The sequence below is a fragment of the Streptomyces niveus genome (assembly GCF_001723055.1).
Taxonomy (GTDB): Bacteria; Actinomycetota; Actinomycetes; order Streptomycetales; family Streptomycetaceae; genus Streptomyces; species Streptomyces niveus.
On sequence record NZ_MDCR01000178.1, the window covers coordinates 28,063 to 54,807 of the forward strand.

A 26,745-nucleotide genomic window follows, 5' to 3' on the forward strand; every position below is an offset into this window, starting at 1 on the left:
GTTGATCAAGATCCGCCAAAGCAGCCGAACTACCCGACAAGGTGACCCAGTTGAGCGAACTCAGACAAAGCGGAGAAGCGAATTCCGTAAGCCGTCGCACGCTCCTCAGAACAGGCACAGGGATAGTCGCCGCCGCCGCGAGCGGCGGCTTTTCCTTGCTCTCCGCCCCACCGGCGAACGCCGACGTCCCCACGTCCCAGCGGTTCGTGTTCGACGGGCCCGGCGGTGATCCCGTCCTGCGACGGAAACTCCACCAGCCCTACTGGGCCATGCAGTCCTTCGCGTACGACCATGTCCACGGGCACATCTACTTCGTGCAGACCAAGCCCGGGAGCGACACCGGCGACCTCTGGATGACCCGCACCGACCTGTCGGGCAACGTGCTGGGAGCCATGGCGCTCCACTCGTTCGACCACGGCTCGTCGATGGGGATCGAGCCGGACACGCCCGGAGCGCCCTACGTGTGGATCGCGGGTGACTGGCAGAGCCTGAAGCCCGACACCAAGCCCAACAGCCACAAGATCGCCCGCTTCAAGTACGTCGACGACGGCCTCATCGACTACCACAACCACCAGGGCCGGGTACGGGAGTTCCCGATCGGTCTCGCCGACTTCCTGGACTGCCCGAGACCGTCGATCGACCCGTACACGAACCGGCTGCTCATCCGGTACATGGGGACGCAGAACCCCTGGCGCCTCGCGCTGTTCGACCTCTCCGCCGTCCTCAGGAACGGCATCAGCAACTCCACCCCCGCCCTCGCCATCCGGGCGCTGCCGACCAACGCCCAGCTGGGTCTCAGCGACTCCGACCACTTCCAGGGCGTGACCTCGTACGGCCAGTACGCCTACCTGAGCTACGGCGGCCCGCCCGCCAAGCCCACGGACCCGGCCAAGCCGTCGTATCTGGTCCGCCTCGACATGAACAACGTGGGCGGTTCGGTGGAGGAGGTGTACCGGACGACGGCCGGGAACTCGCTGCCCGGCCGCGAACCCCAGGGAATGGCGATCTGGCGCACGTCGAGCGGTCCGCGACTCGCGTTCGGCTTCTCCGCCAAGGTGGCCACGAGCCCCGACCAGTTCGAGGCGAGCGTCTTCTACAAGAGCCAGCTCACCGGCTAGACGGTGATCGTGTCCGGTCGGTCCTCGTGGGCCCGCGAGGACCGACCGGTCCGTCTCTACGCGCGCGTCAGCAGGATCTTGCCGATGTGGTCGCCCGCCTCCAGCGCCCGGTGCGCCTGCGCGGCGTCCGACATCGGGAACGTACGGTCCACGATGGGCCGCACCTGCCCGGCGCCGATCAGCGGCCAGACATGCTCCCGTACGGCGGCGACGATCGACGCCTTCTCGCCGAGCGGACGCCCCCGCAGCGAGGTCGCGGTGATCGCGGCGCGCTTGACCAGGAGGGCGCCGAGGTTGAGTTCGCCCTTCACCCCGCCCTGCATACCGATCACGGCGAGCCGCCCGTTGACGGCCAGGGCCTTCACGTTCCGGTCGAGATACTTCGCGCCGACGATGTCGAGGATGACGTCGGCGCCCGCCCCGTCCGTGGCCTTCTTCAGCTCGTCGACGAAGTCCTGCTCGCGGTAGTCGATCAGGATGTCCGCGCCCAGCTCGGCACACCGCGCCAGCTTCTCGGGCCCGCCCGCCGTGACGGCGACCCGCGCGCCGACCGACTTCGCGAGCTGGATCGCCATGGTGCCGATCCCGCTCGCCCCGCCGTGCGCCAACAGCGTCTCGCCGGGCCGCAGATGGGCGATCATGAAGACGTTCGACCAGACGGTGCAGGTCACTTCGGGCAGCCCGGCGGCCGTGACCAGGTCCACGCCGTCCGGTACGGGGAGCAACTGGCCCACGGGAACGGCGACCTTCTCCGCGTAACCACCGCCCGAGAGCAGGGCGCACACCTCGTCGCCGACCGACCATCCCGAGCCCTCGGTACCGGGTCCGAGCGCGACGACGCGGCCCGCGCACTCCAGACCGGGGTACGGGGACGCGCCGGGCGGTGGGTTGTAGAAGCCCTGGCGTTGCAGCAGATCGGCACGGTTGACCGCGCTCGCCACGACGTCGACGAGGACTTCTCCCTCGGCGGGTACGGGATCGGGCACGTCGTCCCAGACGAGCGCCTCGGGGCCACCGGGTTCCGGAATCGTGATCGCATACATGGTCGGGAGGCTACCCCCGGTCGTGTCCGCGATACCGGTCCCGGCCCCGGTCCAGCCGGCCTCTCGTTCTCAATCGGTCCTGCTCTGCTCGGGGTTGGGCGGGTCCGCCCGCACGATCGTGATCAGGCGGTCGGTGAGCTGGAGCGGGCTGGCGGCCGGGTCGTCGTACCCCAGCAGCCGGTGCCCGCGCAGGACACTGACCACCAGGTCGTCCGTCTCCCGTACGCTCCGCCCCACCTCGGCCTTTATCACCGGCCGTTCGATGAGGTCGAGGCCGCTGCCCTGCTGGATCAGGTCCTCCATCACCGTGCCCGCGACGGGGCTGAGCACGGAGAGGCCGAGCAGCCGGCCCGCCGCGCTGGCGCTGGTGATCACGGCGTCCGCGCCGGACTGGCGCAGCAGCGGCGCGTTCTCCTCCTCACGCACGGCGGCGACGATCTTCGCCCCCCGGTTGAGCTGGCGCGCGGTCAGCGCGACCAGCACCGCCGTGTCGTCGCGCTGAGTGGCGATCACGATCTGCCGTGCCCGCTGGAGTTCGGCCCGCAGCAGCACATCGCTGCGGGTCGCGTCGCCGATGACACCCACGAAGCCGTCCGCGTTGGCCGCCTCGATCACCTTGGCGCTCGGGTCGACGATGACGATCTGGTCCTTCTTGAGCCCGGTGGCACAGAGCGTCTGCATCGCCGACCGGCCCTTGGTACCGAAGCCGACGATGACAGTGTGGTCACGCAAGTTGGACCTCCAGCGGTTCAGCCGCCACTCCTCCCGGGTGCGCTCGGTGAGGACCTCAAGAGTGGTGCCGACCAGGATGATCAGAAAGAGCACGCGCAGCGGCGTGACCAGCACGACGTTGATGAGCCGGGCCGCGTCGCTGTACGGGACGATATCGCCGTAACCCGTCGTGGAGAGCGTGACGGTGGCGTAGTAGACCGAGTCGAGGAAGTCGACCGAGTCGTCGGCGTTGTCGTGGTAGCCGGTGCGGTCGATCCAGACGATGAAGACCGTGGTGGCCAGCACCCCCAGCGCCATCAGCAGTCGCTTGCTGACCTGCCGCAGCGGCCGGTCCACGATCCGGCGCGGCAGCTTCACCCGGCCGGTGACCAGATGTTCGTCGGCATGACGCGCCATCGCGTCGTGGCCGGGAAGTTTCACGTGAAACACCCGTCGTCGAGAGAGGCGGTGGCGTCGGCCCGGACGGCCCACGGCAGGTCGAGCACGTCCAGCGCGTCCCCGGGCCGCGCGCCGCCGGGCGGTACGACCGCCAGCCCGTCCGCGACCGCGATCCCGCGCAGCATGGCGGGACCGTTGTAGCGCAGCGGCACGAGCCTGCCGTCGCGGTGGACGAAGGGGACGAGACGGGTGTCGTACGGGTGGCCGTGGACCTCGTCCTGTACGGGTGCGCGGTACGCGGGACGGCTCGCCCGGCCCCCGAGCGTCCGCAGCAGCGGCTCGGCGAGCGTCAGCAGGCCGGACACGGCGGCGAGCGGATTGCCCGGCAGGCCGACCAAATGGCGGCCGGAGGCGAGCCGGGCCAGCAGCATGGGGTGGCCGGGGCGTACGGCGACACCGTCCACGAGCAGTTCGGCGCCGGCGCGGGCGAGCACGGGGTGGACGTGGTCGACGGGGCCCGCGGCCGTACCGCCCGTGGTGAGGACCAGATCGGCGTCGGACTCGGTGACCGCCCGGTACAGCGCGTGCGCGTCGTCGGCGACCCGCCGGGTGTCGATCACATCGGCGCCGAGCGCGCGCAGCCAGGGCGCGATCATCGGGCCGAGCGCGTCGCGGATGAGGCCGTCGTGGGGCAGTCCGCGGACGAGCAGTTCGTCACCGAGGACCAGGACGTCGACGGTCGGGCGGCGGGCGGTGAGCAGTTCGTCGTAACCGGCGGCGGCTGCCAGGCCGAGGACGGCCGGGGTCACCACGGCTCCCGTGGGCAGGAGTTGGTCGCCGGAGCGGCACTCCTGGGCGCGTGGGCGGATGTCCTGGCCGTGGACCACGGGGCGTTCGGCGTGGAGATGGCCGGTGGTGTCGGTGCGGGCGTGCTCGCTGCGGATGACGGCGGTGGTGTCGGGCGGGACGCGGGCGCCGGTGGCGATGCGGACCGCGGTGCCGTCGGGGAGCGGGGCGGCGGGGGCGTGCCCGGCGAGTATGCCTCCCGCGCCCCGGGCGGGCTGCTCCGGCTCCGCCTTCCAGGGGCCGGGTCCGGACACCGCCCAGCCGTCCATCGCGGAGGTGTCGAAGGAGGGCAGGTCGGTGAGCGCGGCCAGGGGCTCGGCGAGGACGTGTCCCAGGGCCTGGTCGAGCGGGACGCGGCGGGCGGAGGCGGTGGGGGCGCCACGGCCGGAGCGGGCGGCGACGGTACGGGCGTCGGCCCACGACGAGGCGCGGGCGCGGCGCCGGCCGGCGTCGGGCGCCGGCCCGGCTCCGGCTGTGGACGCGCCTGTGGCCCGTGCGTCGGCGGGGGTGGCCGTGGGCTGCCTGGCGAACAGCGCCAGTACGTCGTCGACCCCGTCGGAGTCGTCGACCTCGCGGTCCTGAGCCGTCATCCGGCGTCGGCCCCCTTGGCCCTGCCGTCGTCCCCGGCCGCCTCGTCGGCCCAGCGCAGCGCGAGCGCCGTGGCCTTGCGGGACGCCTCGGCCACCGCCTCGGGGCCGCCGCCCCCGGCCGCGGCACGGCCCGCCGCGTACCCGACCAGGAAGGTCGTCAACGGGGCTGCGGGCCGTGCGACACCGTGCGCGGCGTCGCGGGCGAGATCGAGGAGGACGGTGATGTCGACGTCGAGCTCGAAGCCGAGTTCGTCCTTGACTGCGGTGATCCATTCGTCCAGCACGGTCCCATGCTCCCTGATGCGTGCCCGCGCCGTGGAGACGTCTTCCCAGGTGTCGCAGTCGAAGGACGCGAGCGGGTCGGCGTCCGCGGCGACGCGGGCGAGGTCGAGTTCATGCGTCAGCAGCCGTAGCGGCAGCCCGGCGAGGCTGCCGTACTCGGTGGCGAGGAGGGCGATCTCACGGCGCAGCGGTTCCGTGCGGTACGCGGCGACCAGCGGCTGGTCCCGGCCGTCGGGGTCGGTGAGCAGCGCGCCCTCGCGTTCGGCGTCCGCCGCGAGTACGTCCAGGAGCCTGCCCGTCGTCTCCCGTGTCAGGAACGGCAGATCGGCCGACAGCACGAGCACGGTGTCCGCCTGGACGTGCCGCACGCCCGCGTCGAGCGCGGCGACCGGCCCTCCGCCGGGCGGCTCCTCGCGTGCCCAGTGCACGGGCCGCACGGTGGCGCGCCGGCCCCCGACGACCACGGTCCGCCCGGCCCCGCCGCACGCGGCGAGCACCCGGTCGAGCAGGGCCCGGCCACCGACGCTGACGGCGGGCTTGTCCACCCCGCCGAGCCGCTTGGCGGCACCTCCGGCGAGCACGATGGCGTCATGGGCGCTCATGGTCATGACTGAAGTATGGTCCGCGATCGCGCGTCGGAACGTATGCGATGTACGACCGTGATGTTGGAGGGTGCCGGGCGGGGCCGGGGCGGCGGCCCGGCACCCTCCTCCCGCCTACAACGTCCGCAGCAGGACCGCCGGTTGTTCCACGCAGTCCGCCACATACCGGAGGAAGCCGCCCGCCGTGCCCCCGTCACATACCCGGTGGTCGAACGTGAGCGAGAGCTGCACGACCTGGCGTATCGCCAGCTCGCCGTCGTGCACCCACGGCTTGGCGACGATGCGGCCGATGCCCAGCATCGCGGCCTCGGGGTGGTTGATGATCGGCGTGGAGCCGTCGACGCCGAACACGCCGTAGTTGTTCAGCGTGAACGTCCCGCCGGTCAGATCGCCGGGGGTCAGCGTCCCCGTCCGTCCCGCCTCCGTCAGCCGGGCGAACTCCGCGCTCAGCGACTCCGCCGAGCGGTCCTGCGCGTCCCGTACGACGGGGACGACCAGCCCGCGCTCGGTCTGGGCGGCGAACCCGAGATGGACGTCGCGCAGGCGGACGATCTCCCTGGCGTCCGTGTCCACCGTGGAGTTGAGCTCCGGGAACCGGGCGAGGGCGGCTGTGCAGATCCGCGCCAGCAGGGCGATGAGGGAGATCTTCGGGCCACCCGCCGCGTTGGCAGCGGTCCTGGCCGCCATCAGCTCCGTCGCGTCCGCGTCGACCCAGCAGGTCGCCTCCGGGATCTCGCGCCGGCTGCGGCTGAGCTTGTCGGCGACGGCGCCGCGTACACCGCGCAGCGGTACGCGCTCGGTGACGGCCCCGGTCGCGGCGGGCGCGGTCGTGGGCGCGGGTGCGGCCGGTGCCTGTACGGCCTGCTCCATGCGCTCGATGGCCAGCTCGACGTCGCACCGCAGGATCAGCCCGTCCCGCCCGGATCCGTCCAGCGCCCGCAGGTCGAGCCCGTTCTGCCGGGCCAGCCTCCGTACGAGGGGCGAGATGACCGGCACGGGCCCGGCACGGTCCGGTACGGCCTCGGCAACCGCGACGGGAGCCTCGACCGGAGCCGTGACGACCGCCGTCGCGGGGCGGACCCGGCGCCGCCTGGCGGCCGGCGCGCCCGTGCCGTAGCCGACCAGCACGTTCCCCGACGTCTCGCCCGGTCCGCCGTCGGCGGCCGGCGCCGACTCCGCCTCCGGTGCCGGCTCCGACGCGCCGACGGCCACCGTCAACAGCGGTGCGCCGACGGGCAGTTCCGTGCCCTCCTCGCCGTACCGCGCGGTGACCACGCCCCCGTAGGGGCACGGCACCTCCACCATCGCCTTGGCCGTCTCGACCTCGACGACGGGCTGGTCGATCGCGACGACGTCGCCGACCGCCACCAGCCAGCGGACGATCTCCGCCTCGGTCAGCCCCTCACCGAGATCCGGCAGCTTGAATTCGAGCACCTGGGCCATCAGCTGTCCGCCTCCCACTGAAGCCGCGCGACCGCGTCGAGGACCCGGTCCACACCCGGCAGATGGTGCTGTTCCAGCATCGGGGGCGGATACGGGATGTCGAATCCGGCGACCCGCAGCACCGGCGCCTCCAGGTGGTGGAAGCACCGCTCGCCGATCCGGGCGGCGATCTCCCCGCCGGGCCCGCCGAAGCCGTTGGACTCGTGGACGACCACCGCGCGGCCCGTGCGCCGTACGGACGCCATGACCGTCTCGTCGTCGAAGGGCACCAGCGAGCGCAGGTCCACCACTTCCAGGTCCCAGCCCTCCGCGCGCGCCGCCTCCGCCGCCTCCAGACACACGGTCAGGGAGGGGCCGTAGGTGACCAGCGTGGCGCTCGGTCCCGTACGCCGCACGACGGCGCGGCCGATCGGCTCCACCGTGGCCGGCGCGTCGGGTGACCACTGCGCCTTCGACCAGTACAGCCGCTTGGGCTCCAGGAAGACCACCGGGTCGTCGGAGGCGATGGCCGCCCGCAGCAGCCCGTACGCGTCGTCGACCGTCGCGGGGGTGACGACATGGAGGCCCGGCGTCGCCATGTAGTACGCCTCGGAGGAGTCGCTGTGGTGCTCGACGCCGCCGATCNNGCCGTACCGAGGATGCCCGCCTCGGCCAGCGGTGTGTCCGTACAGCGGTCCTCGCCGAACTCGGCGGCGAGTCCGTCGGTGACCCGGAAGACCCCGCCGAGCGCCCCGACGTCCTCACCGAGGATGTGCACGGTCGGGTCCTCGGCCATCGCGTCACGCATCGCGCGCCGCAACGCCTGCGCCATGGTGGCCGGCTTCGCCGCCTTCGCGGTCCCGGCTGCCCTGGAGGCCACGGTGGTCATCGCGCGTCACCCTGTCCCGGTGCGTCGTCGTGCGTCTGGGCCGCGTCCAGCTCGGCCCGCAACTGGGCCGCCTGCTCGCGCAGTTGCGAGGTCTGCTCCGCGTAGACGTGCGCGAAGAGGTCCATGGGGTCCAGCTCCGGATCGGCGTTCATTCCCTCGCGCAGACGGGCGGCCATCGCGTCGGCGTCGTCGGCGGCCTTCCTGATCCCGTCCTGGTCGAGCAGCCCGCGCTCCGTCAGCTCGTGCTCCAGGAGGCGGACCGGGTCGTGGGCGCGCCACGCCTCGACCTCGCCGTCGCCTCGGTAACGCGTCGCGTCGTCCGCGTTCGTATGAGCCTCGATGCGGTAGGTCACGGCCTCGATGAGCGTGGGGCCACCGCCACTCCTGGCCCGCCGTACGGCCTCGGAGAGCACCGAGTGCACCGCCGGCGCGTCGTTCCCGTCGACGAGCCGTCCCGGCATCCCGTAGCCGACGGCCTTGTGCGCCAGTGACGGCGCCGCGGTCTGCTTGGCGAGCGGGACGGAGATGGCGAAGCCGTTGTTCTGCACGAGGAAGACGACGGGCGCCTGCCATACGGCGGCGAAGTTCAGCGCCTCGTGGAAGTCGCCCTCGCTGGTGCCGCCGTCGCCGACCAGGGCGAGCGCGACCACGTCGTCACCCTTCAGGCGCGCGGCGTGCGCCAGCCCTACGGCGTGCGGCAGCTGCGTGGCCAGGGGCGTCGAGAGGGGCGCGATGCGGTGCTCGCGCGGGTCGTACCCCGTGTGCCAGTCGCCGCGCAGCAGCGTGAGCGCCTGGACGGGGTCGAGGCCGCGCGCCACGACGGCGAGGGTGTCGCGGTAGCTGGGGAAGAGCCAGTCCTGCTCCTGGAGCACCAGGGCCGCGGCGACCTCGCAGGCCTCCTGACCGGTGCTCGACGGGTAGACGGCCAGTCGGCCCTGCTTGGTGAGGGCGGTGGCCTGCGCGTTGAACCGACGGCCGCGGACCAGCTCCGCGTACAGCCGCAGCAGCAGCTCGGGGTCGGCGTCCGCCGCGGCTTCCGTACCCAGTACGCGGTACGGCTCGCGGTCGGGGAGCAACGGGGCGGGGTCCGTGCGGGGCTGCCACGGCGGGGGCGGGGTGGACCGGTGGACGACGGCACCCGGGGGCTCCTGGACCGTCGTGCTGCTCTTCTTCAACGCGTGCACCTCCTCGGGGAGCGGGGCATGGGCGGCGCGGGAATGTGGTGCGCCTCACCTACCGATTGTTCGGTTGTCGCGCCAATTTGGCTACTGGCGCCTTCAGCCTGTGGACAAACGGTTCTGCACAGCCTGAGATGGGCACAGGACGTCCAAGAGTGGAGAGGTGGGGGACATGACGGCTGAACAAATGGCCGAGGACTGGGAGCGGACCGGGCAGGAGCCCCCGCCCCGGCCGCTGGACGCGATCGACCGCGACATCCTGCGGATCCTCCAGACGGACGGCCGGGCCTCGATACGGTCCGTGGCCGAGCGCGTCCATGTCTCGCGCGCCAACGCGTACGCCCGGATCAACCGGCTCATCGAGGACCGCGTGATCCGGGGGTTCGGCGCCAGGATCAACCACGAACGCGCAGGTCAGGGAGCCTCCGCCTACATCACGCTCAAGATCGTGCAGAACTCCTGGCGGACCGTGCGCGAACAGCTCCAGGAACTGCCGGGCGCCACGCACATCGCGCTGGTCAGCGGCGATTTCGACGTGCTGCTGCTCGTCCACGCGCCGGACAACCGGACGCTGCGGGAGCTGGTCCTGACCAGGCTCCAGTCGATCCCCGAGGTGCTGTCCACCCGCACCCTGCTGGTCTTCGAGGAGACCGACCTCGACCCGAAGGCCCCGCCCGCGCCCTGAGACGGGCGCCGGGCCGGGGCCGGAGGGTGAGCGCTACGAGGATTCGGTACGCAGCCCGTCGAAGGCCATCCGTACGACCGCCTCGGCCACCTGGTCGCTGTCGTAGCCGCCGGCCGCCTGCGGCCGGTACCACTCCACCAGCGAGTTGATCATGCCGAAGAGCAGCCGCGTCGCCAGCCGGATGTCCATGTCCGCCCGGAGGTCGCCGTCGGTCGCCGCGGCCTTCAGCAGATCGGCGACCCGCTGGTCGAACTCGCGCCGCCGCTCCATGGCCCAGCGCTCGGTCTTGGTGTTGCCCCGCACCCGCAGCAGCAGGGTGACGTAGGGCAGCTCCGCCATCAGGACCTCGACGGTGCGGCGCGTCACGTACTCGACCTGCTCGATGGCCCTGCCGCGTCCGGCGCCCGGCTCGTCGAGGATCCCGAAGAGGCCGTCGATGGCGCGGCTGACCGCGCGCCGCAGCAGTTCCTCCTTGCCCGCCACATGGTGGTAGATCGAGGACTTGGAGATCCCGGCGGCCTTCGACAGATGCTCCATGGACGTGCCGTCGTAGCCGCGCTCGTTGAAGACGCCGACGGCGACGGTCAGCAGGGTCTCGGGGGTGTACGTGTCGCGCTTGGCGGTCGTCATGAGCCCGCTCCTTCCGACGCGGCCTCGGCGGCGGCGCGGCGGCGCAGCGCCTGTGAGGCGGCGTACCGGCCGGTCGGATACTCCTCGTGCAGCCGCTCCAGCAGACGCAACGTCCGCCCGGCCCCCAGTTCGGCGCCCCAGTCGAGCGGCCCGCGCGGGTAGTTCACGCCGAGCCGCATCGCGGTGTCGATGTCCTGCGCGGACGCGACGCCGCGTGCCTCGGCGTCGAGAGCGAAGTCGACGAGCATGGCGACCGTACGGGCCACGATCATGCCGGGGACGTCGGCGATCACGCTGACCTGCTTGCCGAGCGCCTGGAAGAGACCGGTGGCCGAGCGGACCGACTCCTCGGCCACCGACGCGGACGGCGCCAGGGCTATCCGGGTCGCGGTGCGGTAGTCGAGCGCGAGGTCGAAGTGGATCAGCGGCGGCCGGGAGTTGTCCGCCGCCCGGCCGTCCGTGAGGAACAGCCGGGTGCCGCAGGGCAGTTCGAGCCACCCGGGACGGCCCGGATCGGCGTCCTCCTTACGTATGACGTCGATCCCGGCCTCCTCGATCAGCCCGGGCAGCGCCGCGGCCACGGCCAGCCCGCCGTGGACGACGACGGACGACGGCGGGTCGGCGGGCGGCGCGGTGTCCGGTACGGGGGCGGGGGCGCCGTCCTCGTAACCGAACCAGCCCCGGCCCGACTTGCGGCCGAGCCGGCCCGACTCCACGAGGCGCCGCTGGGCGAGGGAGGGCGTGAACCTCGCGTCCTGGAAGAAGGACTCCCAGACCGAGCGGGTGACCGCCTCGTTGACGTCCTGGCCGATGAGGTCGGTCAACTCGAAGGGGCCCATCCGGAAGCCGCCGCACTCGCGCAGGACGGCGTCGACGGTCGCGGGGTCGGCGGCCCGCTCCTCGTGCAGGCGCAGCGCCTCGGCGTAGTAGGGGCGGGCGACGCGGTTCACGACGAAGCCGGGGGTGTCGGCGCAGCGCACCGGGGTCTTGCCCCACGCCGCCGCCGTCGCCCACGCGCGCGTGGCGCTCGCCTCGTCCGTCGCGTGGCCGCTGACGACCTCGACCAGCGGCAGGAGGGGCGCGGGGTTGAAGAAGTGCAGCCCGACGAAGCGGCCGGGGAGGCGCAGGGCGCCGGCGACGGCCGTGACGGAGAGGGAGGAGGTGTTGGTGGCGAGCAGACAGTCGTCGCCGACGATGTCCTCCAGCGCCGCGAACAGCTCCTGTTTGACCGTCAGTTGTTCCAGGACGGCTTCGACGACGAGCGCGGCGTCGGCGAGGTCGGACAGTTCCGCGGCGGGCAGGAGCCGGGCCTTGGCGCCGTCGCGGTCCGCCGCGTCCAGCCGCCCCTTCTCCGTCAGCCGGTCCAGCCTGGCTCCGACGGCCTCCGCCGCCTGCTGGGCGCGGCCTGGCAGGGCGTCGTACAGGCGCACGGGATGGCCGGCGACAAGGGCCACCTGGGCGATCCCCTGCCCCATCGTGCCGGTGCCGACCACCGCGACGACCCGAGAGCGCTCGATTGCAGTCATGAACACGATCCTCCTGTATGGGCGTGCGCCGCGGTACGGGACCTCCCCAAGGCGGCCGGTCCCCGGCGGCGATCAGCCGGAACTGACCGGAACGACACGGTCCGCGCCGACGGCCCTGTCGGCGGGGAGGACGGCCGGGGAGGCGGCCGGAAAGCGTGGGTTTTCCACAGCCCCCCTTGTCCCGACCGATCGTTCGGTTACTCTAACTCTGTCTGTTGCCCGTGTCCCCCTGTCGCTCATGTCCCCTGTCCCGCCCAGCTCGAAGAGGAGTTGGTCAGTCATGGCCGCCCAGCTCAGCACCCAGCAGCTCACCGAGAAGCACCGGCCCACGCTCGACCAGGCCCTCGACGCGATTCGCACGCGTGCCTACTGGTCGCCGCACCCCGAGCACCCGAAGGCGTACGGCGAGAGCGCGCCGGCCGACGGACTGGCCGCGTTCAAGGCCCTGCGCGGCACCCGTGTCGACCTGGACCAGCCGGGCACCGACGGCTGGACGGGCGGCGAGGTCTCGCCGTACGGGCCGGAGCTCGGCGTCGAGTATCCGCACGCCGACATCGACGTCCTGCTGCCCGCCATGCGCGCGGGCATGAGCGCCTGGCGCGCCGCGGGACCGGAGACACGCGCGCTGGTCAGCCTGGAGATCCTGGCCCGCGTCAGCGCCCGCACCCACGAGTTCGCCCACGCCGTGATGCACACCAGCGGGCAGGCGTTCATGATGGCGTTCCAGGCGGGCGGACCGCACGCCCAGGACCGCGGCCTGGAGGCGGTGGCGTACGCGTACCGGGAGCAGACCGGCACGCCCGACGACGCCGACTGGTCCAAGCCGCAGGGCAAGCGGGACCCGCTGGAGCTGCGGAAGTCCTTCACCGCGGCGCCGCGCGGCATCTCGCTGCTGATCGGCTGCAACACCTTCCCGACGTGGAACGGCTATCCGGGCCTGTTCGCCTCGCTGGCCACCGGCAATCCGGTCCTCGTCAAGCCGCACCCGCGCGCGGTGCTGCCGCTCGCCCTCACGGTGCAGGTGGCGCGCGAGGTCCTCGCCGAGACCGGCTTCGACCCGAATCTGGTCGCGCTGGCCGCCGAGCGCCCCGGCGAGGGCATCGCGAAGACCCTGGCCGTACGGCCCGAGATCAAGATCATCGACTACACCGGGTCCACCGCCTTCGGCGACTGGCTGGAGACCAACGCCCGCCAGGCGCAGGTCTACACGGAAAAGGCCGGCGTCAACACGGTCCTGGTGGACTCCACCGACGACTACAAGGGCATGCTCGCCAATCTGGCCTTCTCGCTCTCGCTCTACAGCGGCCAGATGTGCACGACCCCGCAGAATCTCCTGATCCCGCGCGACGGCATCACGACGGACGCGGGCCCGAAGTCGTACGACGAGGTGGTCGCCGATCTGGCGGCCTCGGTGAGCGGCCTGCTGGGCGACGACGCCCGTGCGAACGGCCTGCTCGGCGCGCTGGTCAACCCGGAGGTGAAGGGACGGCTGGACGCCGCCGACTCGCTGGGCGACGTCGCGCTTCCCTCGCGCGAGATCGTCAACGCGGACTTCCCCGACGCGGTGGTCCGCACCCCGGTGATCGTCAAGGCCGACGGCTCGCGCAAGCAGTGGGACGCGGCGGAGGGGGGATCCGGCGCCGAGGCCCCGTATCTCGCCGAGTGCTTCGGCCCGGTCTCCTTCGCGGTCGCCGTGGACTCGACCGAGGAAGGGCTGGAGCTGCTGCGCCGTACGGTGCGCGACAAGGGCGCGATGACCGTCGGGGCGTACACGACGTCGCCGGAGACCGAGCGCGCCGTCGAGGACGTCTGTCTGGAGGAGCTGGCCCAGCTGTCGCTGAATCTGACGGGCGGCGTCTATGTGAACCAGACGGCGGCCTTCTCCGACTTCCACGGCTCCGGCGGCAACCCGGCGGCGAACGCGGCGCTGTGCGACGCGGCGTTCGTGGCCAACCGCTTCCGTACGGTGGAGGTCCGCCGCCAGGCGTGAGCCCCGCAACAGGCCCTAGGGCCCGGCCGCCGTGCAACGGCGACCGGGCGCAGGTCAGTTGGGCCCGCCCCAGTGGAACAGGGTCATGGCCACACTGGTGGCGAGGTTGTAGCTGGAGACCTGGGGCCGCATCGGCAGCGCCAGCAACGTGTCGGCCCGCTCCCGCAGTTCGACGGAGAGCCCGTGCCGCTCGGAGCCGAAGGCGAGCAGCGCGTCGTCGGGCAGGGTCACCGTCCGGATGTCCTCGCCGGCCGGATCCAGGGCGTACAGCGGCCCCGGGGGGAACGCGTCGGGGGACAGCCGCTCCACGGCGGTCGCGAAGTGCAGCCCGGCGCCCGCGCGGACGACGTTCGGATGCCAGGGATCGAGATCCCCGGTGGTCACCACGCCCGTCGCCCCGAAGCCGGCCGCGAGCCGCACCACCGCCCCGACGTTCCCGAGGTTGCGCGGATTGTCGAGCACGACGACCGGCGAGCGCCGGGGCGCCGCCGCCAGCGCGGCCAGGTTCTCCGTACGCCCGCGCCTGACCGCCAGGGCCACCACCCGCGTCGGATGCACCTTCGGCACCAGATCCCGCAGCTCGTCGGCCGGCACCTCGACCACCGACCGCCGCAGGGTGTCGGTCAGATCGTCGGCGAGTTCGGCCGCGAGGGCGAGCACGGACTCCTTGTCACTGGTGACGGCGAGCCGTACGTCCGCCCCGAACCGCAGCGCGTGCTTCAGCGCGTGGAAGCCGTCGAGCACCACGGCGCCGGGGGCGCTCTCGTGCCACAGCCGCAGGGCGCTCGTGGGATCGAGGTCGTTCATCGCCCCACCGTAGGCCGTCACCGGACGAGCGGGGTGTCCGCGCCGGCGTCCTTCCGGCGCTGGTCCGGCACGGTGCCACCACCGCCGTCGCCGTCCCCGTGCTCGCCCTTGGCCGCGCCCGCGCCCGCGTCGCCGGCGTCCTCGTACGCCGAGCGCGCCGTCAGCCGCTGCCGTCCGCGCGTCGCCGTGGCGCCGACCCAGAGCAGGAAGGCGGTCGGCAGGAAGACGGCGTCGGCGGCGATCATCGCCAGCGAGAAGAACGGCAGCCCGAGCAGGACGGCGATCCCCGCGTGCTCCAGGATCATCGCCACCAGCAGGACGTTCTTGATCCGCCGGTTGAAGACCGTGAACGGGAACGCGACCTGCACGATGACCGTGCCGTACGTCAGCAGCAGCACGATCACACCGCTGGACGCCAGGATGTCGGACAGGGCGGGCCAGGGGGCGAAGTAGTCCAGGTGCAGCGGGTAGTACAGCGCGGTGCCGTCCTGCCAGCGCGAGCCCTGGACCTTGTACCAGCCCGCCGTGGCGTAGATCAGACAGACCTCGACCATGATCACGACGAGTGCGCCGTTGTGCGCGAGGTTCGCGATGACATCGAGCAGCGCGCGCGGCTCACTCCTCGGCGCGTAACGGTTCACCGCCCACCACAGCCCCTGGGAGAGCCACAGCGTCCACAGCAGCGTCGTCACCCACCACTCGCCGCCGGGCGAGTCCAGCAGGGTGCCGAGCAGGCCCACGCCGAGCACGGCCCACAGGACCGGTCCGACCCGGTCCACCGGCGCCTTCCCGCCGGACGCCACGACGCGCGCGGCGCGGGCCTCCCGGCGTGCGTCGAGCGACCAGACCTGGCCGCAGCGGGTGAGCACCAGGTAGATCGCCATCAGGTGGATGACGTTGTCGCCGCCGTCTCCCATGAAGATGCTGCGGTTCTGGAGGGACAGAACGCCCACCATGAAGAGCACGGACATGGTGCGGGTGCGCCAGCCGAGCATCAGCAGCGCGCTGGACAGGACGGCGACGGCGTACACGATCTCGAACCAGAAGCCGCTGTCGGACCACATGAGTGTGGTGAACGCGCCGTTGCCCGCTATCAGCTGCTGCGCGAGGTCCCAGCTCCACGGGCTGCCGGGTCCGTACAGCTCACGGCGGTTCGGCAGTTCGCGCAGCAGGAACAGGAGCCAGGCGGCGGCGAAGCCGATCCGGACGACGGCGCTCTGGTGCGGGCCGAGGGCCCGGGCCGTGACGTGCTGGAGGGCGAGCGCGGCCTTGCGGCCGAGGGGGGACTCGTGGTCGGGGCGGGCGGGGCCGACGGGGCCGGCGACGTGGCTCATCCGCTGGCCTCCGTACCGCCGCCGTGGTTCCGTACGCCTTCGGACAGGTCGTCGGGCGTCACGGTCCACCAGGGGAAGACCCGGTAGGCGGGCTTCGTGTTGGTCTTCTCCTCGCTCCAGGGCGGCGCCTCGACGAGCCGGGTGGCGGACCTGAGCTGGAAACGGTCGACGGGGCCGCCGAGATCGTGCGACTCCAGACGCAGCATCGCTATCCGGCGTATGTAGCTCTCGGAGAGCTGCCCGCGCAGACCGTTGGGGCGGGCCTTGTCGTCGTGCGAGTTGACGTAGAAATCCCAGCCCCGGCGCAGCTCGTTCTGGTCGACATGGCTGGGGAGGGGGTTGCCGCGGATCGCCGCGCCGTCCTCGGCGCTCAGATTGATCCAGCCGGTCGTGTGGCGCGATCCGTCCGCCTTGCTGATCTCGGCGCGGACCTCGACGGCGACGTTCTGCTGGAGGGGGTTGGGCGCGAAGAGCTTCCAGTTCTGCTCGAACTCCGGGAAGACCCAGTCGCCCACCTGCTCGCCGTACCTCTTGGAGACCGTGTTGTCGGGCGCGACGTGCAGGAACACCATGGCCACATGGACGACGGCGACCAGTGCGACCACCGCGAGGGCGAGCGCGGCGACCACCTGGTACGGAAAGGAGAGCCCCGCTATCCCCCGCGAGGGGCCGGGTGGTGGACTCGGTGGTCGACCCGGTGGTGGCGCCGGATTCTCACCCTTGTCGTCGTACGAATCCATCCGCCCCGATCCCCGTCTTTCCACAGTCGGTTATCCACAGGGTTGACACCCTACGGGCCGCCGACCGACCATTGAAGTCCATGAACCGAACGATCGGTCGGTAGGGGGCCCGGATGACGGCAGTGACCGCGGGGACGGCTGTGGAGGCAACGATGGAGACGACGGCAGCGGCGAGGGAGGCGGCGTTCGACACCGCCGTGGCCGCCGACGAGCGCATCGAGCCCCGCGACTGGATGCCGGAGGCCTACCGCGCATCGCTCGTCCGCCAGATGGCCCAGCACGCGCACTCGGAAATCATCGGCATGCAGCCGGAGGCGAACTGGATCACCCGCGCGCCCTCCCTGCGGCGCAAGGCGATCCTGATGGCCAAGGTGCAGGACGAGGCGGGACACGGGCTGTATCTGTACAGCGCGGCGGAGACGCTGGGCACGAGCCGGGACGAGCTGCTCGACAAGCTCCACGCCGGCCGCCAGAAGTATTCGTCGATCTTCAACTATCCGACGCTGACCTGGGCGGACGTCGGCGCCATCGGCTGGCTGGTGGACGGCGCGGCGATCACGAACCAGGTGCCGCTCTGCCGCTGCTCCTACGGACCGTACGCCCGCGCGATGGTCCGCATCTGCAAGGAGGAGTCGTTCCACCAGCGCCAGGGGTACGAGTCCCTGCTCGCCCTCAGCCAGGGGACCCCCGCGCAGCACGAGATGGCGCAGGACGCGGTGAACCGCTGGTGGTGGCCGTCGCTGATGATGTTCGGCCCGCCGGACGACGAGTCGGCGCACTCCGCGCAGTCGATGATCTGGAAGATCAAGCGCCACTCCAACGACGAACTGCGGCAGCGGTTCGTCGACATCTGCGTCCCCCAGGCCGAGGCACTCGGCCTGACACTCCCCGACCCGGACCTGAAGTGGAACGAGGAGCGGGGACAGCACGACTTCGGGGCGATCGACTGGAACGAGTTCCGGGAGGTCCTGAAGGGCAACGGGCCCTGCAACGAAGCGCGGATCAGCCAGCGTCGCCGTGCGCACGAGGAAGGTGCCTGGGTGCGCGAGGCGGCGACGGCGTACGCGGCGAAGCACAGCGGCGATGACAGTGGCGGCGGCAGCGACGCCGCGGGAGAGGTGACGGCATGAGCGGTTCGACCCAGTGGCCTCTGTGGGAGGTGTTCGTGCGGTCCCGCCGTGGTCTGTCGCACACGCACGCGGGAAGCCTGCACGCCCCGGACGCGGAGATGGCCCTGCGCAACGCGCGCGATCTCTACACCCGGCGCAGCGAGGGCGTGTCGATCTGGGTGGTCCCCTCCGCCTCGGTCACGGCGTCCTCACCGGACGAGAAGGACTCGTTCTTCGAGCCGGCCGGCGACAAACCGTACCGGCACCCGACGTTCTACGAGATCCCGGAAGGGGTGCGCCACCTGTGAACAGCACCCCGACGGACACGGACCCCGGTACCGGCGCCGGTCTCGGCGCCGAGACCGCGACCGCGGCCCTCGCGCTCGCCGACGACGCGCTGATCCTGTCGCACCGGCTGGGGGAGTGGGCGGGCCACGCGCCGGAGCTGGAGGAGGACGTGGCCCTCGCCAACATCGCGCTGGACCTGCTGGGCCAGGCCCGGATCCTCTACACCCTGGTGGGGGACGAGGACGAGCTGGCCTATCTGCGCGAGGAGCGCGCCTTCCGCAATCTCCAGCTGGTCGAGCAGCCGAACGGCGACTTCGCCCACACGATCGCCCGCCAGCTCTACTTCTCCACCTACCAGCGGCTGCTCTACGGCCGGTTGGCCACCGGGGACGGCCCCTTCGCCGCCCTCGCCGCCAAGGCCGTGAAGGAGGTCGACTACCACCAGGACCACGCCGAGCAGTGGACGCTGCGCCTCGGTGACGGCACCGCCGAGAGCCATGAGCGGATGGAGCGGGCCTGTACGGCGCTGTGGCGGTTCACCGGCGAGATGTTCCAGCCCGTCGGGGACGGTGACGGGCTGGACGGCGTCGACAGGCAGGAGCTGGCGGAGAGTTGGCTCTCCTCCGTCACCGCCGTGCTTCGGCGCGCGACGCTGACGGTGCCCGAAGGGCCACGCTCCGGGGCATGGACGGCGGGCGCGGGACGGCAGGGTCTGCACACCGAGTCGTTCGGCCGGATGCTCGCCGAGATGCAGCACCTGCACCGCAGCCACCCGGGGGCGTCATGGTGACCGGCACGGGCGGACCGACCGCGCTGGAGAGCGAACTGCGCGCGCTCGCCGGCTCCGTCCCCGACCCCGAACTGCCGGTCGTGACGCTGGAGGAGCTGGGCGTGCTGCGCGCCGTCCATGTCTCGGGACCCGGCAGGGTCGAGGTCGAGCTGACCCCGACGTACACCGGCTGCCCGGCGATCGAGACGATGTCCACGGACATCGAGCGCGTGCTCCACGAGAACGGGATACCGGACGTCTCCGTCGTCACGGTGCTCTCCCCCGCCTGGTCGACGGACGACATCAGCGCCGAAGGCCGACGCAAACTCGCCGAGTTCGGCATCGCCCCGCCCCGCCCGCACAGCACGGACGGACCGGTGCCGCTCACCCTCGCCATCCGCTGCCCGCACTGCGGCTCGACGGACACCGAACTGCTGAGCAGGTTCTCCTCCACCGCCTGCAAGGCGCTGCGCCGCTGCTCGGCCTGCCGTGAACCGTTCGACCACTTCAAGGAGTTGTAGATGTTCCATCCGCTCCGCGTCAGCGAGGTCGAGCGGCTCACGGACGACTCGGTGACCGTCACCTTCGCCGTGCCGCCCGAGCTCGACGAGACGTTCCGGCACACACCGGGCCAGCACATCGCGCTGCGCCGCGTCGTGGACGGCGAGGAGATCCGTCGTACGTACTCGATCTGCGCGCCCGCCGGCGAGCGCCCGGTGCTGCGGGTGGGCATCCGGCTGGTCGAGGGCGGTGAGTTCTCGACGTACGCCCTGAAGGAACTGACCGTGGGAGACACAGTCGAGGTCATGGAGCCCACCGGCCGCTTCCTGCTCGCGCCGCGCGCCGGGCACTTCGCCGCGATCGTCGGCGGCAGCGGCATCACCCCGGTGCTGTCGATCGCCTCGACGCTCCTGGCACGGGAGCCGGACGCCCGGTTCTGTCTGATCCGCAGCGACCGCACGGTGGCTTCGACGATGTTCCTCGAAGAGGTCGCGGACCTGAAGGACCGTTATCCGGACCGCTTCCAGCTGGTCACGGTGGTGTCCAGGGAGGAGCAGCAGGCCGGGCTGCCCTCGGGCCGGCTGGACGAGGAGCGGCTGGCACAGCTGCTGCCCGCGCTGCTCTCGGTGGACGGTGTCGACGGCTGGTTCCTGTGCGGGCCGCTCGGTCTGGTCAAGGGCGCGGAGCGGGCGCTGCGCGGTCTCGGCGTCGGGCGCAAGGTGATCCACCAGGAGATCTTCCACGTCGACGACGGCGCGCTGGGCGCGGCCACGCCCGCCGCAACATCGGGCGCCGCCACCGGAAGCACGCTCACCGCGACGCTCGACGGCCGATCCGGCAGCTGGCCCGTCCGCGAAGGCGACTCCCTGCTGGAGACCGTGCTGCGCAGCCGGGCGGACGCGCCGTACGCGTGCAAGGGCGGCGTCTGCGGCACCTGCCGGGCCTTCCTCGTCTCGGGCGAGGTGCGGATGGACCGCAACTTCGCCCTGGAGCCGGAGGAGACGGAAGCGGGTTACGTGCTGGCCTGCCAGTCCCATCCGGCCACCGCCGAGGTCGAGCTGGACTTCGACCGCTGACAACGGCCCACGTGCGCCGCCGGGCCCGCCTCCCCTGGGCGGCCGGGCCCGGCGGCGCACGGCGTCACGTCACGGGCCCGCCCAGCACCGCGATCTCCAGGCCGCGCAGGCGCTCGGGGTCGGCGATCACCTCGAAGGCCGCGATCCTGTCGCCCTCGACGGTGCAGGTGAGCGCGTAGAGGAGCCGGCCGTGCGGCGCCACGACCACGCCGACCGCCCCGTTGACCAGTGCCGTCTCCGCGGACCGCGACCTGCGCCCGAAGTACACCGTCTCCCGCGCCACCTCCCGCGCGCCCCGGACCTCGGTGGCCGCGCCCCCGGGCAGCGCCTGGGGGTCCGCCCGGCGTACGACGTCGGGGGCCAGCACCGCGAGCAGCCCGTCGAGATCGCCGCCGCGCGACGCGGCGAGGAAGGCGTCGACAACCGCCCGGTGCCGGTCGAGTTCGGCGGCGGGGACATCAGTGGTACCCCGCACCCTCTGCCGTGCCCGGCTGGCGAGCTTCTTCGTGGTGACCGGTGAACGGCCCACGAGAGGCGCGATCCGGTCGAACGGCACCGCGAACATGTCGTGCAGGACGAACGCGACCCGCTCGGCGGGGGCGAGGGTGTCCAGTACCACCAGCATCGCCCGGCCGACGGAGTCGACCAGCACCGCCTCACCCTCGGGATCGCCCGCCGCCCGCTCGTCTCCGGCGCCCCACGGCCGGTCGGGGACCCGCTGCCCCACCGGGTCCTCCCGGCGCGACGTACGGGAGCGCAGCATGTCGAGACAGATCCGCGAGAGGACCGTCCGCAGCCAGGCGGCGAGATTCTCCACCTCCGCGCCGTCGAACCGGCTGAGCCGCAACCAGGTCTCCTGCACGGCGTCGTCCGCCTCGGCGAGCGAGCCGAGCATCCGGTGGGCGACGGCGCGCAGATGGGTGCGGTGGGCCTCGAACCGCCGCGCCAGCTCGTCCTGGGCTTGCCCCTGCTCCTGCTCCTGCGGATGCCTCAGCCGCCGCTCCCGCTCGTCCATCGGTTCAGGTCACCTTTCCTCGCTCCGGCCCGTCCATTGAATGACGTAGCCGAACCAACAGAAGTGACGGAGCGATCCCGATGACCACACACACGCCTTCCCTGCTGCATCTCGACTCCAGTGCCGACGACGCGGGGGAAAGCATCAGCAGACAGCTGACCGCCCTGTTCGCGGAGACCTGGCGCGCGCTGCACGGCCCCTCCGGCCACCGGCACCGCGACCTGGCCGCCGATCCCGTACCGCTGGTGTCCTCCGCCTACGCCACCCTCGGCCGGCGGGTGGAGGGGCGCGGCACCGTCGCGCCCGCCGAGGTGGCGGCTCTGGCCGAGAACGACGCCGAGCGGCGGGAGTGGGCGCTGACCCTGCCACTGATCAAGGAGCTGCTCGCCGCGGACACCGTGCTGATCGGCGTCCCGATGTACAACTTCTCGATACCGGCCTCACTGAAGGCCTGGATCGACCGGCTGACGTTCCCCGGCGCGTACGTGGACCCGGACACCGGAAGCAGCCTGCTGCGCGACACACGGGTGGTCGTCGTCACCGCGCGCGGCGGGGGATACGGCCCCGGCACTCCACGGGAGGCGTACGACTTCCAGACGCCCTATCTGCGTACGTACTTCGGCGAGCTGGGAGTGGCCGACAAGAACCTGTGTTTCACGCACGCCGAGATGACCCGCTCCGGCGACGTCCCGGCGCTGGCCGGCTTCCAGGAGATGGCGGTCCACTCCCTCGCGGCGGCCCGCACCGCCATGACCGACCTGGCCACCTCGGCGCACCACCGATGACGGATCGTCAGAGCACGAACGCCGCAGTGCCGTTGTCGGTGACCATCGGACGGCCGGCGCCGTCCCAGGCCTGCATCCCGCCCTCGACGTTCGCCGCGTCGATGCCCTGCTGCACCAGATACTGGGTGACCTGCGCGGACCGGCCGCCGACCCGGCACATGACGAAGGCCCTGCGGCCGTCGGCCACGGCCTCGGTGACCTCGCCGAAGCGCGCCACGAAATCGCTCATCGGAATGTGCAGCGCGCCCTCGACATGGCCCGCCGCCCATTCGTCGTCCTCACGGACGTCGAGCACCAGAGCGTCGGACGGTACCGCCGCGACATCCACCGCGGGCAGCTGGGCGAAACTCATGTGATGTGCCTTCTCTCGTACGGATGTGTCTGCCGGTGCGACAGGTACAGCCGGTGCACCGGATGCGTCGGATACAGCCTCGCGCACGCGACGCGTTACTGCTGCGCCAACCTGGCCAGTTCGGACTCACGTCCCGAAACCTCGGCGAGCAGTTGCTCGGCGATCTCCTCCAGCAGCCGGTCGGGATCGTCGGGCGCCATCTGAAGCATCGCGCCGATCGCGCTCTGCTCCAGCTCCTGCGCGACGAGCGTCAGCATCTCCTTGCGCTGGGCCAGCCACTCCAGCCGGGCGTACAGCTCCTCGCTCTCGCTCAGGCGCGGCTCCTTCGGCGCGGGCCCCGCCGCCCACTCCTCGGCGAGCTGCCGGAGCAGCCCCTCGTCGCCACGCCCGTAGGCCGCGTTCACCCGGGTGATGAACTCCTCCCGCCGGGCCCGCTCGGTCTCGTCCTGCGCGAGATCCGGGTGGGCCTTGCGGGCGAGATCGCGGTAGAGCTTGCGCACCTCGTCCGTCGGCCGCACCCGCTTCGGCGGCTGCACCGGCTGGTCGGTGAGCATCGCCGCGGCCTCCGGCGACAGACCGTCGGAGTCGAGCCAGTCGTGGAACAGCTCCTCGATCCCCGGCATGGGCTGCACCATCGCCCGTGCCTCACGCGCCTTGCGCAGATCCTCCGGGTCGCCCGACCGCGACGCGCGGGCCTCGGCGATCATCGCGTCCAGCTCGTCCAGCCGCGCGTACATGGGGCCGAGCCGCTGGTGATGCAGCCGGGAGAAGTTCTCCACCTCGACCCGGAACGTCTCCAGCGCGATCTCGAACTCGATCAGCGCCTGCTCGGCGGCCCGCACGGCCCGCTCCAGCCGCGCCTCCGGCCGCTGGGCCCCCGCCCCGTCCGCGGCGCCCGCCGTGGCATCCGGTCCGTTCCCGGCATCCGTCGTCGCGGCTGTCGCGGCATCCGGCACATCTGGCACGTCTGGCACGTCCTGCTCGTCGTCGTTACGGATCGTCGGCTCCCGGAAGGCGTCCTGCGTCACCCGTCCAGCCTACGGGCGAACGCACCCCGCTCCTCCACATCCCTGGCGCCACGCCCCCGGGCGCCCCACGGATGCCGGGCCTCGCCCCGCGACACCGCCGCCCTCAGACGCCGAGCTCGGCGGCTATCCGTCCGTTCCTGACGGCCGTCACCAGCTCGGCGTGATCCGCCTCGGTCCGGTCGGCGTACGCGACGGCGAAGGCCGCGACCGACTCGTCCAGCTCCTCGCTCTTGCCGCAGTAGCCCGCGACGAGCCGCGGGTCCACGCTGTGCGCGTGCGCCCTGGCCAGCAGCGCGCCGGTCATCCGCGCGTAGTCGTCGACCTGGTCGGCCGGGAGCGCGGCCGGATCCACACTGCCCTTGCGGTTCCTGAACTGCCGCACCTGGTACGGCCTGCCGGCCACCGTCGTCCAGCCCAGCAGGTTGTCGCTGACGACCTGCATCCGCTTCTGCCCGAGCACCACCCGGCGCCCCTCGTGACCCACCCCCGCCGTCCCGAACCCGGCCGCCTCCACGAATGGCAGCAGCGCCGACGCCCGCGCCTCCTTCACCTGGAGCACCAGCGGCTCGCCCCGGTGATCCAGCAGCAGCACCACGTACGACCGGGTCCCGACGCTGCCCGTGCCGACCACGCGGAACGCCACGTCGTGGATCGCGTACCGCGCGAGCAGCGGCAGCCGGTCCTCCGAGAGCGTGCCCACGTACTCACCCAGCCCGGCGGCGACCGCCGAGGCCTCCTCGTCCGGCACCCGCCGCAGCACGGGCGGCGCGTCGACGAACCGCCGCTGCGCCCCCGCACCGCCGCTCCCGTCGCCGTCCACGATCTCGGTCGACTTGGCGGCGAACCGCGCGCTCGTGTTCTTACGCGCCTTCTCCGACACCCGCTCCAGCGTCCCCACCAGATCGCGCGCGTCCGTGTGGGAGACCAGCTCCTCGTCGGCGATCGCGTTCCACGCGTCCAGGGCCGACAGCTTCGACAGCAGCCGCATCGTGCGCCGGTACGCGCCCACCGCGTCCTGAGCGCCGCGCCGGCACGTCTCCTCGTCGGCCCCGGCCACCCGCCCGGCGAGCACCAGCGAGGTGGCGAGCCGCTTGACGTCCCACTCCCAGGGGCCGACGACCGTCTCGTCGAAGTCGTTGAGATCGATGACGAGGCGGCCTCGCGCGTCCCCGTACAACCCGAAGTTCGCCGCGTGCGCGTCACCGCAGATCTGCGCGCCCGCGCCCGTCACCGGCGTACCCACCAGGTCGTACGCCATCAGTCCTGCCGCGCCCCGCAGAAAGGCGAAGGGCGTCGCGGCCATGCGACCCACCCGCAGCGGCGTCAGCTCGGGCACCCGGTCACGGTTCGACTCCTCGACGGCCCGCACCGCGTCCGGCCGCTCGGCCGAGAGCACCAGCGAATCGTGCGAGGACCTCGGCACCCGCTCCCGCAGTGCCTTCCCCGCCTCCTTGGGCGTGCTCCCCGCGTCACCCGAAGCCTCGCGCCGCGCGAAGCCCGGCACCACCGGAATGCGCGCGTCCGTCACCACCGAACCGGCCTCACCCATGGCGCGCCGCCTCCCCCGAACTCGACCAACATCAACTGGCCACGACGGTACCCCCGCACCCCGACAGCCGTCTCCCCCTGTGGATAACCCTCCGACCTGCCGACTCCCGACGCCCCGTCGGTCCCGCCCACGGCCACCGGACAAGGCCGCCGGACAAGGCCGCCGGACAAGGCCGCCGGACGGAACCTAGGCCGGACCGTGGTCCCGCTTCGGGCAGCTGTTCTCGCCGGCCAGGTGCTTCTCGGCCCACCGCCCCAGCTCCTCCAGCGCGGGCTCCATCGCCGCCCCCGCGTCCGTGAGCCGGTAGGCGACCCGCAGCGGCGGCCCTTCCTCGACCTCGCGCACGACCAGCCCGGCCGCGGCCAGCTCCGTGAGCCGGTCGGACAGCATGCGCTCGCTGATGCCGGGGATCGCCCGCCGCAACTCCGCGAAATGCACGGCGCGTTGCATGAGAACGGACACGATCAGCCCGGTCCATCGCTTGCCGAACAGCTCGAAGACACGCGTCATCCCCACATCAGCCGGCTTGCACGGGTTTCCGCTTGCCTCCATGGCGTCAGTGTACTGGGGCAGCCATGAGTCCCTAATGAAAAGTAAGCTACTGTGCTATCCATAGGTACGAACGAATCCGCTCTCCCCACCCATGGAGATCCTCATGGCCACACTGCTGCACCTCGACTCCGCCGTCTCCCCGCAGGGATCGGCCTCCCGCGACGTCACCGCCGCGTTCGTCGACGGCTGGCGCGAACAGCACCCGAGGGGTGAGGTCGTCTACCGCGATCTCGCCGCCGCCCCGCTGCCGCACCTGGACATCGCGGCCGTCGCCGCGGGCGCGGAGAACGCGCTGCGCGCCGAACTCGCCGCCGAACTGGCCGCCGCGGACGCGGTGCTCATCGGCGCCCCGATGTACAACTTCACGATCCCGTCCACCCTGAAGGCCTGGCTGGACCACGTGATCATCAACGGCCACAACGCCGGCGAGGACAGCCCGATCAAGGGCAGGCCGTTCACTGTCGTCGCCAGCCGGGGCGGCTCGTACGCGGCGGGCACCCCGCGCGAGGACTTCGAGTTCGTCCAGAACTATCTGGAGAAGGTGCTGAACGGCATGTTCGGCGTCGAGGTCGACTTCATCGTCCCCGAACTGACCCTGGCCCACTCCGTGCCCGCGATGGCCGACCTCATCCCGCTCGCCGAGGCCTCCCGCGCGAAGGCGCGCGAAGAAGCGGCCCAGAAGGCCAAGTCCCTGGCCGCCCGCCTCGCCGCCTGACCGGGGCACATACGCGTACGGCCGCCCCGCGGCACAAGCCGCCGCCGTGGATGTCCTGTTCACCAGGACCGACGATCAACAGAACAGGGCTCGCCCCGTGACGTAGGTCACGGGGCGAGCCCTGCCGCATGTTGCCGAGCCGAACCGATCGAGCGACCGAAGAACCGACCAGCGAGATTGGTGAGATCGGCGAGATCGGCGAGATCGGCGAGAT

Annotated in this window: 27 protein-coding genes and 2 pseudogenes; 10 read left to right on the top strand and 19 right to left on the bottom strand. The window is 72.0% G+C overall.

Going from position 1 to position 26,745, the window contains the following annotated elements; genetic code table 11:
• The first annotated feature begins 155 nt into the window (after positions 1 to 155).
• The gene (locus BHU15_RS21195) at positions 156 to 1,118 is read left to right on the top strand and encodes a phage baseplate protein (RefSeq protein WP_069628635.1); all 963 of its coding nucleotides are present in this window, start codon (positions 156 to 158) and stop codon (positions 1,116 to 1,118) included.
• 56 nt (positions 1,119 to 1,174) lie between these two features.
• Here the strand turns inward: BHU15_RS21195 and BHU15_RS40220 are convergent, their stop codons facing one another.
• The 9 genes and pseudogenes from BHU15_RS40220 to pdhA form a co-directional block, all read right to left on the bottom strand.
• The gene (locus BHU15_RS40220) at positions 1,175 to 2,161 is read right to left on the bottom strand and encodes an NAD(P)H-quinone oxidoreductase (protein WP_069628636.1); all 987 of its coding nucleotides are present in this window, start codon (positions 2,159 to 2,161) and stop codon (positions 1,175 to 1,177) included.
• A gap of 69 nt (positions 2,162 to 2,230) precedes the next feature.
• Positions 2,231 to 3,289 (bottom strand): potassium channel family protein, encoded by a 1,059-nt coding sequence (locus tag BHU15_RS40225; RefSeq protein WP_245685980.1) that lies wholly within the window; start codon positions 3,287 to 3,289, stop codon positions 2,231 to 2,233.
• 20 nt (positions 3,290 to 3,309) lie between these two features.
• The gene (locus BHU15_RS21210) at positions 3,310 to 4,707 is read right to left on the bottom strand and encodes a molybdopterin molybdotransferase MoeA (RefSeq protein ID WP_069628637.1); all 1,398 of its coding nucleotides are present in this window, start codon (positions 4,705 to 4,707) and stop codon (positions 3,310 to 3,312) included.
• A complete protein-coding gene (locus tag BHU15_RS21215) occupies positions 4,704 to 5,591 on the bottom strand; it encodes an NTP transferase domain-containing protein (protein WP_069628658.1) in 888 nt (295 codons plus the stop codon). Before BHU15_RS21215 ends, BHU15_RS21210 begins: the two co-directional genes overlap by 4 nt.
• 114 nt (positions 5,592 to 5,705) lie before the next feature.
• Entirely contained in the window at positions 5,706 to 7,034 is a 1,329-nt protein-coding gene (locus BHU15_RS21220; RefSeq protein WP_069628638.1) for a dihydrolipoamide acetyltransferase family protein, read from the bottom strand.
• Positions 7,034 to 7,522, bottom strand: coding sequence for a transketolase C-terminal domain-containing protein (locus BHU15_RS21225; RefSeq protein ID WP_368483211.1), 489 nt, complete (start codon positions 7,520 to 7,522; stop codon positions 7,034 to 7,036). The genes BHU15_RS21220 and BHU15_RS21225 overlap by 1 nt, the downstream gene beginning before the upstream one ends.
• Positions 7,505 to 7,658, bottom strand: a pseudogene (locus tag BHU15_RS42165) (hypothetical protein); the annotation flags it as partial. The pseudogene BHU15_RS42165 and the gene BHU15_RS21225, both read right to left, overlap by 18 nt.
• A 2-nt stretch (positions 7,659 to 7,660) precedes the next feature.
• Positions 7,661 to 7,902: pseudogene (locus BHU15_RS41455) on the bottom strand (alpha-ketoacid dehydrogenase subunit beta); the annotation flags it as partial.
• Positions 7,899 to 9,077, bottom strand: a complete 1,179-nt coding sequence (gene pdhA / locus BHU15_RS21230) for a pyruvate dehydrogenase (acetyl-transferring) E1 component subunit alpha (RefSeq protein ID WP_079128277.1) — start codon at positions 9,075 to 9,077, stop codon at positions 7,899 to 7,901. The gene pdhA and the pseudogene BHU15_RS41455, both read right to left, overlap by 4 nt.
• Positions 9,078 to 9,252: 175 nt before the next feature.
• Between pdhA and BHU15_RS21235 the strand changes: the two genes are divergently transcribed.
• Positions 9,253 to 9,765: an Lrp/AsnC family transcriptional regulator gene (locus BHU15_RS21235; protein ID WP_247748427.1), complete on the top strand. Its 513-nt coding sequence runs from the start codon at positions 9,253 to 9,255 to the stop codon at positions 9,763 to 9,765.
• Positions 9,766 to 9,798: 33 nt separating this feature from the next.
• Here the strand turns inward: BHU15_RS21235 and BHU15_RS21240 are convergent, their stop codons facing one another.
• Together BHU15_RS21240 and BHU15_RS21245 are read right to left on the bottom strand one after the other, a co-directional pair.
• Positions 9,799 to 10,395: a TetR/AcrR family transcriptional regulator gene (locus BHU15_RS21240; RefSeq protein ID WP_069628641.1), complete on the bottom strand. Its 597-nt coding sequence runs from the start codon at positions 10,393 to 10,395 to the stop codon at positions 9,799 to 9,801.
• Positions 10,392 to 11,921 carry a 3-hydroxyacyl-CoA dehydrogenase gene (locus tag BHU15_RS21245; protein WP_069628659.1) on the bottom strand — a complete coding sequence of 510 codons (1,530 nt, stop codon included), beginning with the start codon at positions 11,919 to 11,921 and terminating at the stop codon, positions 10,392 to 10,394. The genes BHU15_RS21240 and BHU15_RS21245 overlap by 4 nt, the downstream gene beginning before the upstream one ends.
• A gap of 280 nt (positions 11,922 to 12,201) precedes the next feature.
• On the opposite strand from BHU15_RS21245, the gene paaN reads away from it, so the two are divergent.
• Entirely contained in the window at positions 12,202 to 13,911 is a 1,710-nt protein-coding gene (gene paaN, locus BHU15_RS21250) for a phenylacetic acid degradation protein PaaN (protein WP_069628642.1), read from the top strand.
• Positions 13,912 to 13,965: 54 nt separating this feature from the next.
• Here the strand turns inward: paaN and BHU15_RS21255 are convergent, their stop codons facing one another.
• From BHU15_RS21255 to BHU15_RS21265, 3 genes are read right to left on the bottom strand one after another with little or no spacing between them, the layout of a single operon-like run.
• Positions 13,966 to 14,718 carry a TrmH family RNA methyltransferase gene (locus tag BHU15_RS21255; protein WP_069628660.1) on the bottom strand — a complete coding sequence of 251 codons (753 nt, stop codon included), beginning with the start codon at positions 14,716 to 14,718 and terminating at the stop codon, positions 13,966 to 13,968.
• 17 nt (positions 14,719 to 14,735) lie between these two features.
• Positions 14,736 to 16,052, bottom strand: a complete 1,317-nt coding sequence (locus BHU15_RS21260; protein WP_069628643.1) for an HTTM domain-containing protein — start codon at positions 16,050 to 16,052, stop codon at positions 14,736 to 14,738.
• On the bottom strand, positions 16,049 to 16,792 hold the full coding sequence (locus tag BHU15_RS21265) for a DUF5819 family protein (RefSeq protein WP_069628644.1): 744 nt from the start codon (positions 16,790 to 16,792) through the stop codon (positions 16,049 to 16,051). Before BHU15_RS21265 ends, BHU15_RS21260 begins: the two co-directional genes overlap by 4 nt.
• A 113-nt stretch (positions 16,793 to 16,905) precedes the next feature.
• On the opposite strand from BHU15_RS21265, the gene paaA reads away from it, so the two are divergent.
• Genes paaA through paaE form a run of 5 tightly spaced genes read left to right on the top strand, consistent with a single transcriptional unit; the run spans position 16,906 to position 20,535 of the window.
• Entirely contained in the window at positions 16,906 to 17,922 is a 1,017-nt protein-coding gene (paaA, locus tag BHU15_RS21270; RefSeq protein WP_069628645.1) for a 1,2-phenylacetyl-CoA epoxidase subunit PaaA, read from the top strand.
• Entirely contained in the window at positions 17,919 to 18,209 is a 291-nt protein-coding gene (gene paaB, locus BHU15_RS21275; protein WP_069628646.1) for a 1,2-phenylacetyl-CoA epoxidase subunit PaaB, read from the top strand. The genes paaA and paaB overlap by 4 nt, the downstream gene beginning before the upstream one ends.
• Positions 18,206 to 18,979 (top strand): 1,2-phenylacetyl-CoA epoxidase subunit PaaC, encoded by a 774-nt coding sequence (gene paaC, locus BHU15_RS21280; protein ID WP_079128278.1) that lies wholly within the window; start codon positions 18,206 to 18,208, stop codon positions 18,977 to 18,979. Before paaB ends, paaC begins: the two co-directional genes overlap by 4 nt.
• On the top strand, positions 18,973 to 19,479 hold the full coding sequence (gene paaD / locus BHU15_RS21285) for a 1,2-phenylacetyl-CoA epoxidase subunit PaaD (RefSeq protein ID WP_069628647.1): 507 nt from the start codon (positions 18,973 to 18,975) through the stop codon (positions 19,477 to 19,479). The genes paaC and paaD overlap by 7 nt, the downstream gene beginning before the upstream one ends.
• Positions 19,480 to 20,535: a 1,2-phenylacetyl-CoA epoxidase subunit PaaE gene (gene paaE, locus BHU15_RS21290; protein WP_069628648.1), complete on the top strand. Its 1,056-nt coding sequence runs from the start codon at positions 19,480 to 19,482 to the stop codon at positions 20,533 to 20,535. It abuts the gene before it with no gap.
• Positions 20,536 to 20,599: 64 nt separating this feature from the next.
• Here paaE and BHU15_RS21295 read toward each other — a convergent pair whose 3' ends face one another.
• On the bottom strand, positions 20,600 to 21,550 hold the full coding sequence (locus BHU15_RS21295; protein WP_069628649.1) for a sigma-70 family RNA polymerase sigma factor: 951 nt from the start codon (positions 21,548 to 21,550) through the stop codon (positions 20,600 to 20,602).
• 80 nt (positions 21,551 to 21,630) lie between these two features.
• Between BHU15_RS21295 and BHU15_RS21300 the strand changes: the two genes are divergently transcribed.
• Complete coding sequence (locus BHU15_RS21300; protein ID WP_069628650.1) at positions 21,631 to 22,335, top strand: FMN-dependent NADH-azoreductase; 705 nt, start codon at positions 21,631 to 21,633, stop codon at positions 22,333 to 22,335.
• A gap of 7 nt (positions 22,336 to 22,342) precedes the next feature.
• Here BHU15_RS21300 and BHU15_RS21305 read toward each other — a convergent pair whose 3' ends face one another.
• The 4 genes from BHU15_RS21305 to BHU15_RS21320 form a co-directional block, all read right to left on the bottom strand.
• Entirely contained in the window at positions 22,343 to 22,687 is a 345-nt protein-coding gene (locus tag BHU15_RS21305; RefSeq protein ID WP_069628651.1) for a rhodanese-like domain-containing protein, read from the bottom strand.
• A gap of 95 nt (positions 22,688 to 22,782) precedes the next feature.
• The gene (locus BHU15_RS21310) at positions 22,783 to 23,715 is read right to left on the bottom strand and encodes a J domain-containing protein (protein WP_069628652.1); all 933 of its coding nucleotides are present in this window, start codon (positions 23,713 to 23,715) and stop codon (positions 22,783 to 22,785) included.
• Between the two features lie 103 nt (positions 23,716 to 23,818).
• On the bottom strand, positions 23,819 to 25,264 hold the full coding sequence (locus BHU15_RS21315) for a DUF2252 domain-containing protein (RefSeq protein WP_069628653.1): 1,446 nt from the start codon (positions 25,262 to 25,264) through the stop codon (positions 23,819 to 23,821).
• 186 nt (positions 25,265 to 25,450) lie between these two features.
• Complete coding sequence (locus BHU15_RS21320) at positions 25,451 to 25,816, bottom strand: winged helix-turn-helix transcriptional regulator (protein WP_079128279.1); 366 nt, start codon at positions 25,814 to 25,816, stop codon at positions 25,451 to 25,453.
• Between the two features lie 103 nt (positions 25,817 to 25,919).
• Here BHU15_RS21320 and BHU15_RS21325 point away from each other — a divergent pair, with 103 nt between their 5' ends.
• Positions 25,920 to 26,531 carry an FMN-dependent NADH-azoreductase gene (locus BHU15_RS21325; RefSeq protein WP_031230651.1) on the top strand — a complete coding sequence of 204 codons (612 nt, stop codon included), beginning with the start codon at positions 25,920 to 25,922 and terminating at the stop codon, positions 26,529 to 26,531.
• The last annotated feature ends 214 nt before the right edge of the window (positions 26,532 to 26,745 follow it).

Excerpts from the sequence above, each read along its gene's own strand:
- BHU15_RS40220 (WP_069628636.1), bottom strand. The coding sequence starts at position 2,161 with ATGTATGCGATCACGATTCCGGAACCCGGTGGCCCCGAGGCGCTCGTC.
- BHU15_RS40225 (WP_245685980.1), bottom strand. The coding sequence starts at position 3,289 with ATGGCGCGTCATGCCGACGAACATCTGGTCACCGGCCGGGTGAAGCTG.
- BHU15_RS21210 (WP_069628637.1), bottom strand. The coding sequence starts at position 4,707 with ATGACGGCTCAGGACCGCGAGGTCGACGACTCCGACGGGGTCGACGAC.
- BHU15_RS21215 (WP_069628658.1), bottom strand. The coding sequence starts at position 5,591 with ATGAGCGCCCATGACGCCATCGTGCTCGCCGGAGGTGCCGCCAAGCGG.
- BHU15_RS21220 (WP_069628638.1), bottom strand. The coding sequence starts at position 7,034 with ATGGCCCAGGTGCTCGAATTCAAGCTGCCGGATCTCGGTGAGGGGCTG.
- BHU15_RS21235 (WP_247748427.1), top strand. The coding sequence starts at position 9,253 with ATGACGGCTGAACAAATGGCCGAGGACTGGGAGCGGACCGGGCAGGAG.
- BHU15_RS21240 (WP_069628641.1), bottom strand. The coding sequence starts at position 10,395 with ATGACGACCGCCAAGCGCGACACGTACACCCCCGAGACCCTGCTGACC.
- BHU15_RS21245 (WP_069628659.1), bottom strand. The coding sequence starts at position 11,921 with ATGACTGCAATCGAGCGCTCTCGGGTCGTCGCGGTGGTCGGCACCGGC.
- paaN (WP_069628642.1), top strand. The coding sequence starts at position 12,202 with ATGGCCGCCCAGCTCAGCACCCAGCAGCTCACCGAGAAGCACCGGCCC.
- BHU15_RS21255 (WP_069628660.1), bottom strand. The coding sequence starts at position 14,718 with ATGAACGACCTCGATCCCACGAGCGCCCTGCGGCTGTGGCACGAGAGC.
- BHU15_RS21260 (WP_069628643.1), bottom strand. The coding sequence starts at position 16,052 with ATGAGCCACGTCGCCGGCCCCGTCGGCCCCGCCCGCCCCGACCACGAG.
- BHU15_RS21265 (WP_069628644.1), bottom strand. The coding sequence starts at position 16,792 with ATGGATTCGTACGACGACAAGGGTGAGAATCCGGCGCCACCACCGGGT.
- paaA (WP_069628645.1), top strand. The coding sequence starts at position 16,906 with ATGACGGCAGTGACCGCGGGGACGGCTGTGGAGGCAACGATGGAGACG.
- paaB (WP_069628646.1), top strand. The coding sequence starts at position 17,919 with ATGAGCGGTTCGACCCAGTGGCCTCTGTGGGAGGTGTTCGTGCGGTCC.
- paaD (WP_069628647.1), top strand. The coding sequence starts at position 18,973 with ATGGTGACCGGCACGGGCGGACCGACCGCGCTGGAGAGCGAACTGCGC.
- paaE (WP_069628648.1), top strand. The coding sequence starts at position 19,480 with ATGTTCCATCCGCTCCGCGTCAGCGAGGTCGAGCGGCTCACGGACGAC.
- BHU15_RS21295 (WP_069628649.1), bottom strand. The coding sequence starts at position 21,550 with ATGGACGAGCGGGAGCGGCGGCTGAGGCATCCGCAGGAGCAGGAGCAG.
- BHU15_RS21300 (WP_069628650.1), top strand. The coding sequence starts at position 21,631 with ATGACCACACACACGCCTTCCCTGCTGCATCTCGACTCCAGTGCCGAC.
- BHU15_RS21305 (WP_069628651.1), bottom strand. The coding sequence starts at position 22,687 with ATGAGTTTCGCCCAGCTGCCCGCGGTGGATGTCGCGGCGGTACCGTCC.
- BHU15_RS21315 (WP_069628653.1), bottom strand. The coding sequence starts at position 25,264 with ATGGGTGAGGCCGGTTCGGTGGTGACGGACGCGCGCATTCCGGTGGTG.
- BHU15_RS21320 (WP_079128279.1), bottom strand. The coding sequence starts at position 25,816 with ATGGAGGCAAGCGGAAACCCGTGCAAGCCGGCTGATGTGGGGATGACG.
- BHU15_RS21325 (WP_031230651.1), top strand. The coding sequence starts at position 25,920 with ATGGCCACACTGCTGCACCTCGACTCCGCCGTCTCCCCGCAGGGATCG.